The 13,723-nt window shown below is 72.8% G+C and carries 8 protein-coding genes; 4 read left to right on the top strand and 4 right to left on the bottom strand.

Annotation, left to right across the window (positions count from 1 at the left end; genetic code table 11):
* The first annotated feature begins 1 nt into the window (after position 1).
* The 3 genes from AB0F77_RS20440 (at position 2) to AB0F77_RS20430 (ending at position 4,812) form a co-directional block, all read left to right on the top strand.
* The gene (locus AB0F77_RS20440; RefSeq protein WP_361950210.1) at positions 2-2,806 is read left to right on the top strand and encodes an ABC transporter permease; all 2,805 of its coding nucleotides are present in this window, start codon (positions 2-4) and stop codon (positions 2,804-2,806) included.
* Positions 2,803-3,771 carry an ATP-binding cassette domain-containing protein gene (locus AB0F77_RS20435; protein ID WP_361950207.1) on the top strand — a complete coding sequence of 323 codons (969 nt, stop codon included), beginning with the start codon at positions 2,803-2,805 and terminating at the stop codon, positions 3,769-3,771. Before AB0F77_RS20440 ends, AB0F77_RS20435 begins: the two co-directional genes overlap by 4 nt.
* Positions 3,772-4,215: 444 nt before the next feature.
* A complete protein-coding gene (locus AB0F77_RS20430) occupies positions 4,216-4,812 on the top strand; it encodes a response regulator transcription factor (RefSeq protein WP_361950204.1) in 597 nt (198 codons plus the stop codon).
* A 45-nt stretch (positions 4,813-4,857) separates the two neighbouring features.
* On the opposite strand, the gene AB0F77_RS20425 is transcribed toward AB0F77_RS20430, so the two are convergent.
* The 4 genes from AB0F77_RS20425 to lanKC all read right to left on the bottom strand — a co-directional run bounded on the left by AB0F77_RS20425 (position 4,858) and on the right by lanKC (position 11,440).
* Complete coding sequence (locus AB0F77_RS20425; protein ID WP_361950201.1) at positions 4,858-6,717, bottom strand: ABC transporter ATP-binding protein; 1,860 nt, start codon at positions 6,715-6,717, stop codon at positions 4,858-4,860.
* Positions 6,714-8,399 carry an ABC transporter ATP-binding protein gene (locus AB0F77_RS20420; RefSeq protein ID WP_361950198.1) on the bottom strand — a complete coding sequence of 562 codons (1,686 nt, stop codon included), beginning with the start codon at positions 8,397-8,399 and terminating at the stop codon, positions 6,714-6,716. Before AB0F77_RS20420 ends, AB0F77_RS20425 begins: the two co-directional genes overlap by 4 nt.
* Before the next feature lie 270 nt (positions 8,400-8,669).
* Positions 8,670-8,798: a SapB/AmfS family lanthipeptide gene (locus AB0F77_RS20415; RefSeq protein WP_361950195.1), complete on the bottom strand. Its 129-nt coding sequence runs from the start codon at positions 8,796-8,798 to the stop codon at positions 8,670-8,672.
* Positions 8,795-11,440 carry a class III lanthionine synthetase LanKC gene (gene lanKC / locus AB0F77_RS20410; RefSeq protein WP_361950192.1) on the bottom strand — a complete coding sequence of 882 codons (2,646 nt, stop codon included), beginning with the start codon at positions 11,438-11,440 and terminating at the stop codon, positions 8,795-8,797. Before lanKC ends, AB0F77_RS20415 begins: the two co-directional genes overlap by 4 nt.
* 587 nt (positions 11,441-12,027) lie before the next feature.
* Between lanKC and AB0F77_RS20405 the strand changes: the two genes are divergently transcribed.
* On the top strand, positions 12,028-13,608 hold the full coding sequence (locus tag AB0F77_RS20405; protein WP_361950189.1) for an SDR family oxidoreductase: 1,581 nt from the start codon (positions 12,028-12,030) through the stop codon (positions 13,606-13,608).
* Positions 13,609-13,723 lie beyond the last annotated feature (115 nt).

Here is a 13,723-nt window from a genome sequence, read left to right as displayed (position 1 = left end):
CATGACCGCTCTCCCGGGCCCCCGGCACACCTCCGCCGAGGACGGCACCGCCCCCTCGGCCGACACGCCCTGGATACGCACCCGTCTGCGCGCGGCACCCGGCGCCGCGCTCGCCCTGTCGCTGCTGGTCCTGGTCACGGCGTTCCTCGCGGCGGCGCTGCCCCGCGCGATCGACGTCCAGGAGGACACGGCTCTGCGCGACACGGTGGCGCGGGCGAGTGTCGCCGATCGCAGTGTCACGGCGACGCTGGACGTGTCGTGGCTGTCCTTCCCCTACAACGCCGAGTCCCTCGTCACCCCCCGTTCCCTGGCCTCGACGGAATCGGTGTTCCAGAGCTTCGTCCGCCCGCCCCTCGCTTTGGACCGGCGGCAGACCGTCTACGGCGTGCGGACCGCTCAGGCCGTGCCCGCGACGGACGCGTACCTGCCCCGGCCGACCGCGCACACCGATCCGGAGGCCACCGTCGTCGCCCAGCCGGACCTCGACCGCTTCACCCAGGTCGTGGACGGACGACTGCCCCGGCCCGGCTCGGGCACCGGCACCGTCGAGGCGGCCGTCACCGAGCGCACGGCGCACATCATGCGTCTGCGCACGGGTTCCGTGGTCCATCTGGCCGGGGGTGGCGAAGCCGGGCCGGCGATGCGGATCACCGGTGTCGTGCGGCCGCTCCACGGCGGGGCCGCCTTCTGGAACGAAGAGCCGGAACTGAAGGCGCCGAAGTTCTCCACGGTCCCCGGACGGGACCCCTGGGACCCCAAGTACTTCTGGCACTTCACCGCCCTGATCGACGACGGAGCGGCGGGCGCCCTGCTCGGTCTGCGGGAAGGCGCCACCGCGTACTGGCACCACCCCGCCGACACCGGTGCACTGACCGCGCGCTCCGCCTCCGACCTGGTGGACCGTGTCGCCGCGCTGACCAGCGGCCCGCAGGCCGCACAGCTCCAGCAGCGGAGCGGGCTGCGCGGACTCACCGTCGAGGAGGAGGGGCTGGCCACCCTCGTCGAGCCGTTCGGAAGGGAGCGGGCGGCCACCGCGCCGTTGATCATGGTCGCGGCGGTCGGCGTCGGCACGGTCGCTGTCATCGTGCTGCTCATGGCGGGTGAACTGGCTGCCGCCCGGCGGCGCACGGAGCTGGTGCTGCTGCGCGCCCGGGGAGCGGGTCTGGGCGGTCTGGCGGTGCGTCTGCTCGGTGAGAGCGTGCTGACGGCGGCGCCGTCCGCGGCCGTCGGACTGGTGCTCGCCCTGCTTCTGATTCCCACGCAGCGCTCCGCCGCCGCCGTGGCCGCGGCGGGTGCGGTCGCGGCCGTCGCGTCGCTGGCGCTGCCCGTACGCGCCCTGCTCTCCGTCCGCAGGGTGCGACCGGGCGAGCCGGAGGACCTCGTGCGCGCCCGCCCCTCGCGGCGCCGCACCGTGGCCGAGTCGACCGTCGTCCTCGTCGTGACCGGCGCCGTGCTGGCGCTGCGCCGCCGCGGTACGGCGGACGCGGGCCTCGACCTGCTCACCGCGGCAGCCCCCGTCCTCGTGGCGGTGGTCGTGGCCGCGGTGCTGCTCCGGTTGTATCCGCTGCCGCTCCGGCTGCTCGCCCGGCCCGCGGCCCGCCTGCGAGGTGCGGTCCTTCCCCTGGGCGTGGCGCGCGCGGGCCGAGCCCCCGCCACGGCCACGCTGCCGCTGCTCGCCGTCCTGGTGGCGCTCACCGTCACCTCGTTCGGCGGTGCGGTCCTGTCGGGCGTGAGCGCCGGGCGGGACCGGGCGGCCCTCGCGGCCGTCGGCGCGGACGCCGTCATCGAGGCGCCGGCCGCCCTGCCGGCCGGACTCGCGGAACGCGTCCGCCACCTCGACGGCGTACACGACGTGGCGCCCGTCCGCATCGAATCCGGTCTTCTCACGCAGCCCCGCGGAACCGTTTACGACCTCTTCGTGGTGGACCCCACCACCTATGCGCGGCTCGCCGCGGCGACGGGCGTGGACGACGGCTTCCCCGCGGGGGCGCTCGACGACGGCCGTGCGGGCACGCTCGCCGCCGTCGTGTCCCCGCGGCTGGCGGGAGAGTTCGGGAGCGGCCCGAACATCGTGTCGGCGTCCGCCGGGTCCTTCGAGGTGCGGGCCGTGGCGTCGAGGAAGGCGGCCGCGGCGGCGACGCCCGGCCGGAACTTCGTCATCGTGTCGTCGAAGGCCCTGGCGAAGGCCCGTCCCGACTGGCTGGACGCGGGCTCCCTGAACGCCACGGCGCTCTACATGACCGGTGACCACATCGACGGCGCTTCCCTGCGCGCCACCGCTCACCAGGCGTCGGCCCGGCTGACCGTGCTGGTGCGGTCGGAGGAGCGGGCGGCGCTGAAGAGCACCGCCCTGCAGTCCGGTACCGAGCACGTCTACTTGGCGGTGGTCGCGGCAGGCGGCGGCTACTGCGCCCTGGCACTGCTGCTCTCCCTGCTGCAGAGCTCACCGCAGCGCCGCATCACGCTCGCCCGGCTGCGCACCATGGGCATGCAGGGCCGCCAGCGCCAGTGGCTGGCCGTGCTCGACATGCTGCCGCAGGTCCTGCTGGGCGTGCTCGGCGGCATGCTCACCGGGCTCGCCGTCGTCCCGCTGCTCCGGCCCGGGGTGGACCTGACCGCGCTGGCCTTCACCAGCAGGCCGCGGATGGCCGACGTACCGACGGTGGTGCTGGACACCGACCCGCTCGCGCTCGTCCTGCCCTCGGCGGGGCTGCTGACCGTGGCGTGCGCCGTACTGGTGGCCCAGGCATGGCTGACCGGACGGCGCGGCGAAGGCACGAACCTGAGGATGGGGGATCAGGCATGACGGAACAGACCTCGGCGGCGCCGGACGCGCTCACGCTCGCCGATCTGGAGCGGCGCGTCGAGCAGCGGCGGCAGCGACCCGCCCACGGCCATGACGCGCTGATCGTGTGCGACCGCGTCGTGCGCATCTTCGCCGGCCGGGGCGGGGAGGTCCAGGCCCTGCAGGGACTGGACCTGCTGGTGGCGAAGGGTGAACTCATGGCCCTGGTGGGCGCTTCGGGCAGCGGCAAGTCCACGCTCCTGAACATCCTGGCGGGCCTGGACGTCCCCACCGCGGGCGGCGCCTCGGTCGCGGGCTACGACCTGCTGGCCATGGACAGCAGGGCCCGGCTGCGCTACCGGCGCGAAGTGGTGGGCTTCGTCTGGCAGCAGACGGCCCGCAACCTGCTGCCCTATCTCACGGCGGCGCAGAACGTGGCCCTGCCCATGCGCCTCAGCGGAATCGTCAAGGGCAGGCGGCAGCGCGCCGCTCGTACCGCCGAGCTCCTGGAGATGACCGGTGTCGCCCATTGCCGCGACCGGCGTCCGCACCAGATGTCGGGCGGCGAGCAGCAGCGCACCGCCATCGCCGTGGCGCTGGCCAACCACCCGGCCCTGGTGCTGGCCGACGAGCCCACGGGCCAGCTCGACTCCGCCACCGCCGAGCAGGTCTTCGCCGCCTTCCACACCGTCAACGAGGAACTCGGCACCACGGTCGTCCTGGTCACCCACGACACCGCCATCGCCTCCGCGGTCCACCGCACCGTCGCGATCCGTGACGGACGCACCGCCTCGGAGGTCCTGCGTCGCACCACCACCGACGACCAGGGGCGCACCCTGACCACGGCCCGCGAGTACGCCACCGTGGACCGGGCGGGACGCCTCCAGCTCCCCGGCGACTTCACCCAGGCACTGGAGATCCGCGACCGCGTCCTACTGGAGCTGGAGCCCGATCACATCACGGTGCGGCCCGACCAGGCGCCGTAGCGGGCCCGGCGGACGTACGGGAACCGCCGTTCGGCAGACCGCCGTTGTGCATCCGACGCCTTTCGGCCAAAGCAGCGGGCGGCGGTTTTCGGCCGATCCGTAGCCGATCTGGATTCCTTTCGGTCGGTCGTCATCCCACGTCCGACAGCCCGGGGTGCCGGGAACCGCTTTGGCCGGGATGTCGGGCCCGAGGGCCGAACAGGTGGCCACGGTTCGCTGTCCGCTGTGACGCGCGCGGCGGCTGGATCGGTGTGTTATTCGCCCTTTTTTGCGCGGGCGCTCGCCGTGGCCTCCCCTGACGGAGCGCATAAGACGGCGGATTGACTCCGGTGCCGTTCTCGAGTGCGTGAGTGGCGCGTTCTGCCGAAGCGGATGGGGGAACACGGCCCGTTGGCGCGGGGGTGGGCTGTTCGAACGCGGCAGCCGCTGATAAGGAGTGGGGAGATGCTTCGTACTGTCGTGGTGCACGACGAGAACCTGATGTGCTCGGGGCTGGTACAGCTGCTGAGATCGGACGACACGCTGGATGTCTCGTCGCTGTGCTCCCAGACCGAGGGTCTGGAACGCCCGGAGCCGTCAGCCGACGTCTGTGTGATGGACGGCGAGTGTTTGACGGGTCCTGACAAGGGACACGGTGAGCGCCTGTGGACCCGGTACGGGGACCGGCTCGTCGTTCTGACGACGGCCAAGCGGCCGGGGGTGCTGCGCCGGGCGTTCGACCGGGGTGCTCTCGGGCTGGTCGACAAGAACGCTCCAGCGCATCGGCTGATCACGGCGGTGCACACGGTTGCCAGAGGTGAGCGCTTCCTGGACGAGTCGCTCACCGTCGTCCTACTGACGTGTGCGGAAATGCCGCTGACCAACCGGGAACTGAGTGTGCTGGCCCTGGCCTCCCAGGGGGCGCCGATCGCCGAGATCGCGGCGCATCTGCACCTGTCCCGTGGAACGGTCCGCAACTACATGGCCACGGCGATCCGGAAGGTGGGTGGCCGCAACCGGATCGATGCGATCCGCATCGTGCAGAGCGCCGGCTGGACCTGACGCAACCGTGGCCGCGGCCCCGGCGCCGCACGGAACGGGCCGCCCTCACGATCGCCGAGACGGCCCCGCCAGCCAGTGGCCCGTCAACTCGCGGTAGAGGGGCGAACGTTCCAGGAGTTCGTCGTGCGTGCCGCACTTCGCCCGTACACCGTCCAGCACCAGGATCCGGTCGGCACGGACCGCCGAGGACAGCCTGTGCGCGACCACGAGCAGGGTGCCGGGCCGGGCGGCGAGCACCTGCTCCGCGCGGGCCTCGGACGCAGGGTCAAGATGGCAGGTGGCCTCGTCCAGCAGCAGCAGAGGTGCGGGCGACAGATACGCGCGGGTCAGCGCGATCAACTGCCTCTCCCCCAGTGACAGTTCGGCGGGGCGCACCGGGTGGTCCAGCCCTCCCAGGCGCTTGACCAACGGTTCCAGGCCGAATACCCGCACTGCGGCATCGAGTTCCCCCCGGCACACGTCCGCGCGCAGATATGCCAGGTTGTCGCGCACGGTGCCGGAGAACACGTAGGCCTCCTGCGGGAGGAGTACGCGCAGCGCGGAAAGCTCCACGGCGGCCCGTCCCGTCACCGTGTGTCCGGCCACCCGTACTTCGCCGTGGCTCGGCGCGAGCATCCCGGCGGCGAGGCGGGTGAGGGTGGACTTGCCGATGCCGCTCGGCCCGACCACGGCCAGGTGCTCCCCCGGGGCAAGGCGCAGGTCGAGCGCGTCGAGCACCGGCTCGGCGTGAACGCCGTACGACAGTGTGACGGATCGGAGTTCCACGGCTGGGGGCGAGGGCCGGGGTACCGGGCGCACCGCCTCGGCCGGTGCGTGTACTGGGGTGCCGGAACCATGTCCGACGGTGGGGCCGGTCGTCGGGGCGGCCTTCCGGTGGCGCGACGGGCTCGTGGCGCTCACTGCCTTGTCCGGCTCCGGACCGACGAGCCGGTCGAGGACGACCAGCAGCCGGCTCCCGGCCGCGCCCAGCGCGGTCATCAGAGTGTGCAGGGCGGGCAGGAGGGACTGGACGAGGTAGGTGAACGCGCCCAGCAGGGCGCCCGTGCTCACTCCTCGACCGCGCAGCCAGGGCACGGCCACCAGCAGCGCGAGCACGGGCAGGTGGGCCGCGATCCCGAGGGACGCCGTGCGCAGCGCCACCCATACGGCCAGGGCCCGGGCCTGCTCGGCGGCGCCGGCGATCAGGTCGGCACCACGCCGCTCGGTATCGGGCCCGGTCCCGCACGCGGTGAGGTCCCGCAGCGCCGCGCGGGACCGCGCCGCGTAGTCGCCCAAGTCCTCGTCGGCTGCCAGGACGCGGCGTTGGGCCGCCGCCATGGGCCTCAGCGTCACCAGGAAGAGGGCGAGGCCGCCCACCAGGGGCGGCAGGACGACCACGAGCAGGGCGGGGTCCAGGGACAGCAGGCCGAGCAGGGCGCCGACGGCGGTGAAGACGAAGGAGCGCAGGGTGAGGACGAGTCCGGCGAAGCTGTCCCGGGCGATCTCGGCCTGGTTCGTCAGCCGCGAGACGGCCGTCCGGTCCGCCGTGGCCGACCCGCCGCGTGCCGCCCGGGCCATGGAACGGTCGACCGCGTGCCGTACCAGCCCGTCGCGCAGGGGTTCCGTCAGTCCGGCGAGCTGTGCGAACACCCCCCGCGCCACCGGGGCACCGGACACCACCGCGACCAGGGCTACCGCGAGCCACAGCAGTCCCCGGCGCGGGTCACCGGCGAGGAACCCCTCGTCGACTGAGCGGGCAACGCCGTACCCCACCAGGAAAGCCTGCCCCGACTCCGCCAGCGACCAGAGCGCGAGTCGTACCAGTACGCCTTCGCGGCGGGCGAGGAAGCGGCGTGCCAGGGGCGCGAGGCGGCTCAGCGCACCGGTCCCGTCGTCCGGGGGGACATCCGCGTCCGCGGACGTCACGGCCGTACCTCTGCGGGTCGCTGACGGTGCGCGGATCCTTCGTCCGGCGTCACGGCGTCGGCCTCCGCGCCGCCGAAGACGGCCCGGTACCCGGCCCGGCGCCACAGTTCGCGGTGCGTCCCGACGGCGCGTACCTCCCCGTTCTCCAGCCAGAGGACCAGGTCCGCCCGGTCCGCCACCGACGGGCGGTGCGCGACCACGAGCCTGGTGCCGCGCCGCACCGCCCGGTGCAGTGCCAGGTTCACCTCGTGCTCCGTCGCGGTGTCCAGACTGGAGGTGGCGTCGTCCATGACCAGCAACCGTCCGGCGTGCGCGAAAGCCCGCGCCAGTCCGAGCCGCTGGTGTTCTCCGCCTGAGAGGGGCGACTGCGTCAGGGGGGTGTCGTAACCGTGCGGCAGCCGGCTCACGAAGCCGTCGGCGCCCGCCGCCCGGGCGGCTTGCCGTATCTGTTCGGGGGCGAGACGCCGCGAACCGGCGGCAATTGCCTCGGCGACCGTGCCTTGACCCAGGACAGGGCGTTCGAAGGCGTACGTGACCTCCGTGCGCAATGCCTCGCGTGTCACCTCGTGGAGCGGGACGCCGTCCAGCCGTAGGTGTCCCTCGTCCGGGTCCATGAGCCGTCCCGCCACGGCCGCCAGGACGGATTTTCCCGCCCCGCTGCGGCCGACCACCGCGACCGTGGCGCCGCCGGGCAGGCGCAGGTGGTCGGCGTGCAGCACCTGCCTGCCGTCGCGTACCACGCGCACGCCGCGCAGTTCGAGCGCGCCGGGACCGTCCGGAGGCAGCCGCCGCGATCCGTACTCCAGCGGGGGCATCTTCTCCAGTTCCAGGGTGCGGTGCCGTGCCTCGCGGGCTCGTACGAGGGCACCGATCAGTGTCGCGGAGCTGCCGACGCCGGCCGTGAGTTGTGTGTACCGGCAGACGGCGAGCAGGTCACCCACGCTCAGGTCGCCTGCCGCGAGCCGCAGGCCGCCGACGGCCGTGGCGGCCAGGGTCAGCAACGGCACGAGGACGTTGCTCCTGCCGAGCGCCCGTCCGTGCAGCGCCCACATGCTCCGCCCTTGGGCGGCCAGTTCCGTCAACGGCGCGAGGATGCGGGCGCGTTCGCGGTCGCCGGTCCCGGCGGCGCCGATCGTGGCCGCGCCTTCCAGGGCTTCCAGCAGCCGCGACGCGATCAGGGACTGCGTGCGCTGGTAGGCAGCCACCGATGCGCCTGTGTCGCGGGCGAAGGTCCTCAGCACCAGTGCCAGTGCGGGCAGGGCGGTCAGCACGCAGGCGGCCACCCACAGGTCGACGAAGGCCAGTGCCACCAGTGCGCCCAGCGGGGTGATCAGTGAGGCTCCGAGTGTTGCCCGAGCAGCGGGGGCACTGCCCGCGTCCGCGGCGTTGAGAGTCAGACGGGTCCCGACGTCCCCCGGCGGGTGCGCTCGCGCGCTCTCGGGGACGGCGCCCAGTAGGCCGCGCAGGGCGCTGGAGCGTATGGACGCCGTCCACGCGGCGTTGCAGCGTCCGGTGAACAGGGAGGTCAGACTGTCCAGCAGCAGTTCGCCCAGGAGCAGGGCCGCGCTCAGCAGGAGCCACCCCTCGGCGCCGCCGTTGCGCAGCAGCAGGTCCAGGGTGCGGCCGAGGACGAAGGGCTGGGCCAGCGCCGCCGCGGCCGCCGCGGTCGAGCACAGCAGCACCAGTGTCTCCGGCCCGCGCCCGGCCGCCGAGCATTCCGCGCCCGCTCGTGTCTCGGGCGTCCGCGGCCCCCGGGGCCCGCTCGTTCGCACCGGCGCGTACCTCCGTCCGTACGTCGTGAATCCCGGCCGCGGACCTGGCGACCCGGCGTCCACGCCTGCCGCCCAGCCGTGGTGACCAGGGCGGACAGGCGCGGCGCCCCGGGAGTGGTCCCGGGGCGCCGACATCCGGCGCCATGGCTCGCCACGTCGCCGTGGCCGTCAGCGGAAGCGTCAGTTACAGGTCGTGACGCTCAGGCTGCTGTCGCCGCAGAGCAGGAGGCTCGCGCGGCTACCGGTCTCGACGTCCCCCGAGACCTCTTCCTTCTGGGGCTCCATCGACTGCAGGTCGAACAGATTCATGACATCTTCCTTTCGTGCGGCAGCGGATGTTTTTCTTCACGACCCCTGGTGGGCCGAGTCAAGGGGCCGCCGCTCAGACGCAGCGGCGGTAGGAACGGCAGGCAGGCGGGCGCGTCGCTGAGGACGGAGGCGACGGCGAGCAGGCATCCGGCCGTTCCGGTGGCGAGGTCCATGGACAGGCGCATCATCTGCTCGCCGGGAAAGCTGAGCCGGTCGCGGTAGGACATGGCGTGCCAGGACAGCGCGGCGAGCTGGCGCCGGACGGCTTCCGGGCCCGCGCCGGGGGCCGTGGCCGGGGTGCGGCCGAGGTACAGCACCATGCCGGCGACACCGCGGTAGAGCCCTGGCTGGGCGTAGAACATCGCCTGGGCCGCAGCCACGATCTCCTTCCTGGCTCGCTCGAACTCCGTGTCCTCGCGGTGCGTCAGGTAGTCGTCCAACACCATGCCGATGCCGACGCTGCCCGCCCCCAGGTAGGGCATGGTGCGCCATCCCTCGTCGACCTGGAGCGCGCCGCCCGCGCCGCGGACACAGCGGGCGAGGTCCTGGCGCAGCGAGTCGCGGGCGAGGTCGAGGTAGGCCATGTCACCGGTTCGTTCGAAGAGCCGTACGAAAAGCAGTGCGCGTCCGGCTCCGCCGTGCAGCAGCCCTGCTCGGGGGCGGTTGGGCGCACCGTGCCCGCCCAGCGTGCCGGCGGCGGCGAGTTCGGCGCAGCGCAGCGCCGCCAGGTGCGGCGCGGACTCCCCGGTGGTGACGGCCAGTGAGTCCAGGGCCAGGCCCAGGCCCGCGGTTCCGCTGTACAGGTCTGGGGCCAGTCGGTCGAAGGTCTGGTCGAGCAGCAGCTCGGTGAGGTCGAGGGCGCGGTAGCGGTGGCCGAGCCGGTCCAGCGTCCAGGCGAGGCCGGCGAGGCCGTCGTGGAAGCCGAGCGGCATCCCCGAGGGCGGTCGCTTGGTCCGCTCCAGCAGCCACTGTTCGCCCTCCTCGTCCCGTCCCGCCCCGCTCTCGGCGAGGGCGTACAGCACGCCGGCAGCGCCGTGGGAGAAGCACAGCCCTCCGCCGGCCGTCGCGAACTGTGCGATGTCACCCGGGAAGAGGCGGTCCGTGCGGGACGGCGTCGCGGAGGCGTGGATGGCGTCCGCCATGGAGTCCCTGCTGTGCGGCCAGTCGCCGGGCAGGGGCACGGCCCGGCGAACGACCTGTCCGCGCACTGCGGGGGCGTCGTCGCCGCGCGTGATCTCGTCGACCGCCGCGTCCAGGAAGGCCCGGTCCACCGGGAACTGGTCCGCGATCACGTCGGCGAGGTGAGCCGCCTTGCGCCGGTCGATGGCCAGCAGACTCGTGAGCGGAAGGAACAGCGCGAGTCGCAGACACGCCAGCGCGTACAGGTCCACCGCCGTACCCCGCCGGTCGGCGGGCGCCACGAACCCCGGATTGGCCACGGTCTGTCGGCCGGGTTCGTCGATGTGGTGGGCCGCCTCGAAGTCCAGGAGGGCGACGCTGCCGTCGTCCCGGATCATGATGTTGAACAGGTGCAGGTCGTTGAAGACCACACCCCGGGCGTGGACGTCCTCCACGGCGCGCGCCACCCGCGCGTGGACATCGGTGGCCCAGGCTGTGTACTCGGCGAGTCTCCGCTCCCCCGGGTCGGCCTCGATGAGCGGATGGCGACGGGCGAAGAAGGTGTTGAGGGGTTTGCCGTCGAGGTATTCCAGTACGAGGAAGTGGTGTTCCCCGATCGTGAGGTGATCGAGCACCTCGGGCGTGCAACCGAGGCCGGTCAGCCGCTCCAGCGCCCGGCGTTCACGGTGCAACCGGGTCACGGCGTCGGCGCCGTCGGCCGCCAGCCCGGCGTGCGGACGGGCCTCCTTGAGAACGACCTGCTCGCCGGTGCGGTTGTCCCGGGCGAGGTACACACCGCCGCCGTTGGAGAAGTGCAGCGCCGACTCGATGGTGTAGGGCAGGCCGGCCAGCGTCACCGCGGCACGGGCGTCGAGGTGCGGGCGCAGGAAGGCAGGTGGGCTCACCCAGTCCGGTACGCGGAAGACCGGGCCTCGCACATCGGGCACCAGCACACCGTCGGGTCCGGTCACGGCGGGCCGCAGTTCTCCATCGGCGTCATAGCAGTTGCGGCGGGTGAAACCGCCGTAACGGACGTGGACAGGGCCCTCGCCGATTCTCAGGTCACTCAGGATGTGCGGACCTGGTTCACCGGTCAGCAGGTCGGACAACTCCCCCACGAGCCGTTCGAACTCCGCCTCGTCCGCCGGATAGACGGTGATGAACTTGCCGCTGCCGGCGCGGTCCGCGTACTTGGCGTTCCGCTGGTGCAGCAGGTAGCGGCTGGGGACGAACTTGAAGGCCGTACCGCCGTCGATGCAATGCCGACGGACGCGGTCGAGCACGGACTCCGCGTTGTCGAGGCAGGCGGAGACATGGATCTTCCAGCCCTGGGCGGGCAGTTCGGCGTCGACCGGGCGCAGAGCGAGCCAATCCCCGCTCTCGTTGCTCTCCCATCCGTCCGGTACGGCTGAAGAGGCCGCGGCGTACCGTGAGCGTCCGGCTCCGGCCAGGGCAGGGGCGCGGTGCGGTGCGTCGTAGAAGTACGGATCCGCGTCGCAGTAAACGGCATATCCCTTGTTCACGCCTGCTCCCTCCCGACCAGTAGCCGGCGGAGACGACGCTGTCACATGGCGTACCACGCCGCACAGTTGCCGCTGTCACCACTCCAATGTGCAGAACGCACGAGTAACTTGGCGGGACGAGGAACGGCGTCGTGCACTGGCTGCCCGGACCAGGTCGGCGTTTTCAGCCGCGCATGACTGCGACCGGCTCGGACGAGGCGAAGGCATCGACCGAACGCCACACCACCGCGCCCGGTCGCGTATGCCCACGAGGACACGGCAGGAACCGAGGGGACCAGAGCCGCCACCTGACGCAGGTCGTCGCGGCTCTCGCCGCGGATTACGGAAGCGTCCGGCGATCCGGCTCGCATCGTGCGCATCTCCCCGAAGCCTCGTGAGGCGGGGGCGGTCCCCCGGGAGTCGCGACGGCAATCGGGACAGCCTCACCGGCGAAGTTCCGAGCGGGCCGCCCCCACCTTTCGCCCATCCGCCCTGTCAGGGGCAGCGCAGGCTTCATCAGCCCGTTGCGGAGATGATCGGACGACGAGGCAACAGCGTCGGAGCAAGCGCGTGGAGGCACAATCGTGAGTGCGGAGGGACAGCGGAACGTGACGGACACCGCGGAGCGAGACAGCGTCCGCGGACCCGAGCGGCTGCACTGCCTGGTGACCGGAGCGTCCGGTTACGTCGGCGGACGCCTGGTACCGGAGCTGCTGGAGGCCGGCCACCGGGTACGCTGCCTGGCCCGTTCGCCGGACAAACTCCGTGACCACCCCTGGACCGGCGACGCCGAGACGGTTCGCGGGGACGTCACGGACTCCGGGTCGGTCGCCGCAGCCATGCGCGGCATCGACGTCGCCTACTACCTGGTGCACGCCCTCGGATCGGGCGCGGGGTTCGAGGACACCGACCGCCGCGCCGCGCACTCCTTCGCCGAGCAGGCGCGGGCCGCCGGTGTACGACGGATCGTCTATCTCGGCGGACTCGCCCCGAAGGGCGTGCCCGAGGGTGCCCTGTCCCCCCACCTGCGTTCCAGGGCAGAGGTGGGGCGGATCTTCCTGGAGTCGCCGGTGCCCGCCACCGTACTGCAGGCAGCGGTTGTCATCGGCTCCGGATCGGCGTCCTTCGAGATGCTGCGATACCTCACCGAGCGCCTGCCGGTGATGGTCACCCCGAGCTGGGTGCACACCCGCACCCAGCCCATCGGGGTGCGGGACGTGCTGCGCTACCTCGTCGGCTCCGCGACCATGCCGGACGACGTCAACCGGACGTTCGACATCGGCGGGCCGGACGTCCTCACCTACCGCGAGATGATGCGCCGCTACGCCCTCGTCGCCGGACTGCGCCGACGGCTCATCGTGCCCGTTCCGGTCCTGACGCCCAGGCTGTCCAGCCACTGGGTCGGTCTCGTCACCCCCGTGCCCGCCTCCATCGCCCGGCCCCTCACGGAGTCCCTGCGCCACGAGGTGGTCTGTCACGAGCACGACATCGCCCGCTACATGCCGGACCTGCCGGGCCGACCGCTGCCCTTCGACGAGGCGCTCGTCCTGGCGCTGCGGCGGGTGCGAGAAGCACAGGTGGCCACGCGCTGGTCCTCGGCCTCCGTTCCGGGCGCGCCCAGCGACCCGCTGCCCACGGACCCGGACTGGGCCGGCGGCAGTCTCTACGAGGACGAGCGGGAGCTTCCTGTCGACGCGTCGAGGCAGGCGCTGTGGAAGGTGATCGAGGGCATCGGGGGCGACAACGGCTGGTACTCCTTCCCCCTGGCCTGGGCGGTCCGGGGCTGGATGGACAGGTTCGTCGGCGGTGTCGGTCTGCGCCGCGGACGGCGCGACGCCGAGCACCTGCGGGTCGGCGACTCGCTGGACTTCTGGCGGGTCGAGGAGATCGAGCGCGGACGGCTGCTGCGGCTGCGGGCGGAGATGCGGCTGCCGGGCCTGGCCTGGCTGGAGATGTACGCGGAAACAGAAGCCGACGGCCGCACCCACTACCGTCAGCGCGCCCTGTTCCACCCACGCGGTCTGCTCGGCCACGTCTACTGGTGGTCCGTCTCCCCCTTCCACGCAGTCGTCTTCGGCGGCATGGCCCGCAACATCACCCAGGCCGCCACCAAGGACACCGACGGGCCCGGGCGCGCCCGTCGCCCCGGCCGGCCCCGAGGCCGGGTACCGCGCGGACGGCGACGATAGGGCCGGGCCTCCGGCCGGCGCCACACCGTACGCACATTCACCCCGCCGGCCTGGGCGCCCTCACGCACATCCCCGTTCCGCCCTCGACAGCCAGGTTCCGTACGTCCGCTGACGT

The organism is Streptomyces sp. NPDC026672 (assembly GCF_040638185.1).
Lineage (GTDB): Bacteria > Actinomycetota > Actinomycetes > Streptomycetales > Streptomycetaceae > Streptomyces.
The sequence above is the reverse complement of the archived record's forward strand: the minus strand, read 5'-3'. Positions and strand labels throughout refer to the sequence as shown.

What these genes read in the sequence shown, in the direction of transcription:
- AB0F77_RS20440 (WP_361950210.1), top strand. Translation starts at nt 2, where the DNA reads ATGACCGCTCTCCCGGGCCCCCGGCACACCTCCGCCGAGGACGGCACC.
- AB0F77_RS20435 (WP_361950207.1), top strand. Translation starts at nt 2,803, where the DNA reads ATGACGGAACAGACCTCGGCGGCGCCGGACGCGCTCACGCTCGCCGAT.
- AB0F77_RS20430 (WP_361950204.1), top strand. Translation starts at nt 4,216, where the DNA reads ATGCTTCGTACTGTCGTGGTGCACGACGAGAACCTGATGTGCTCGGGG.
- AB0F77_RS20415 (WP_361950195.1), bottom strand. Translation starts at nt 8,798, where the DNA reads ATGAATCTGTTCGACCTGCAGTCGATGGAGCCCCAGAAGGAAGAGGTC.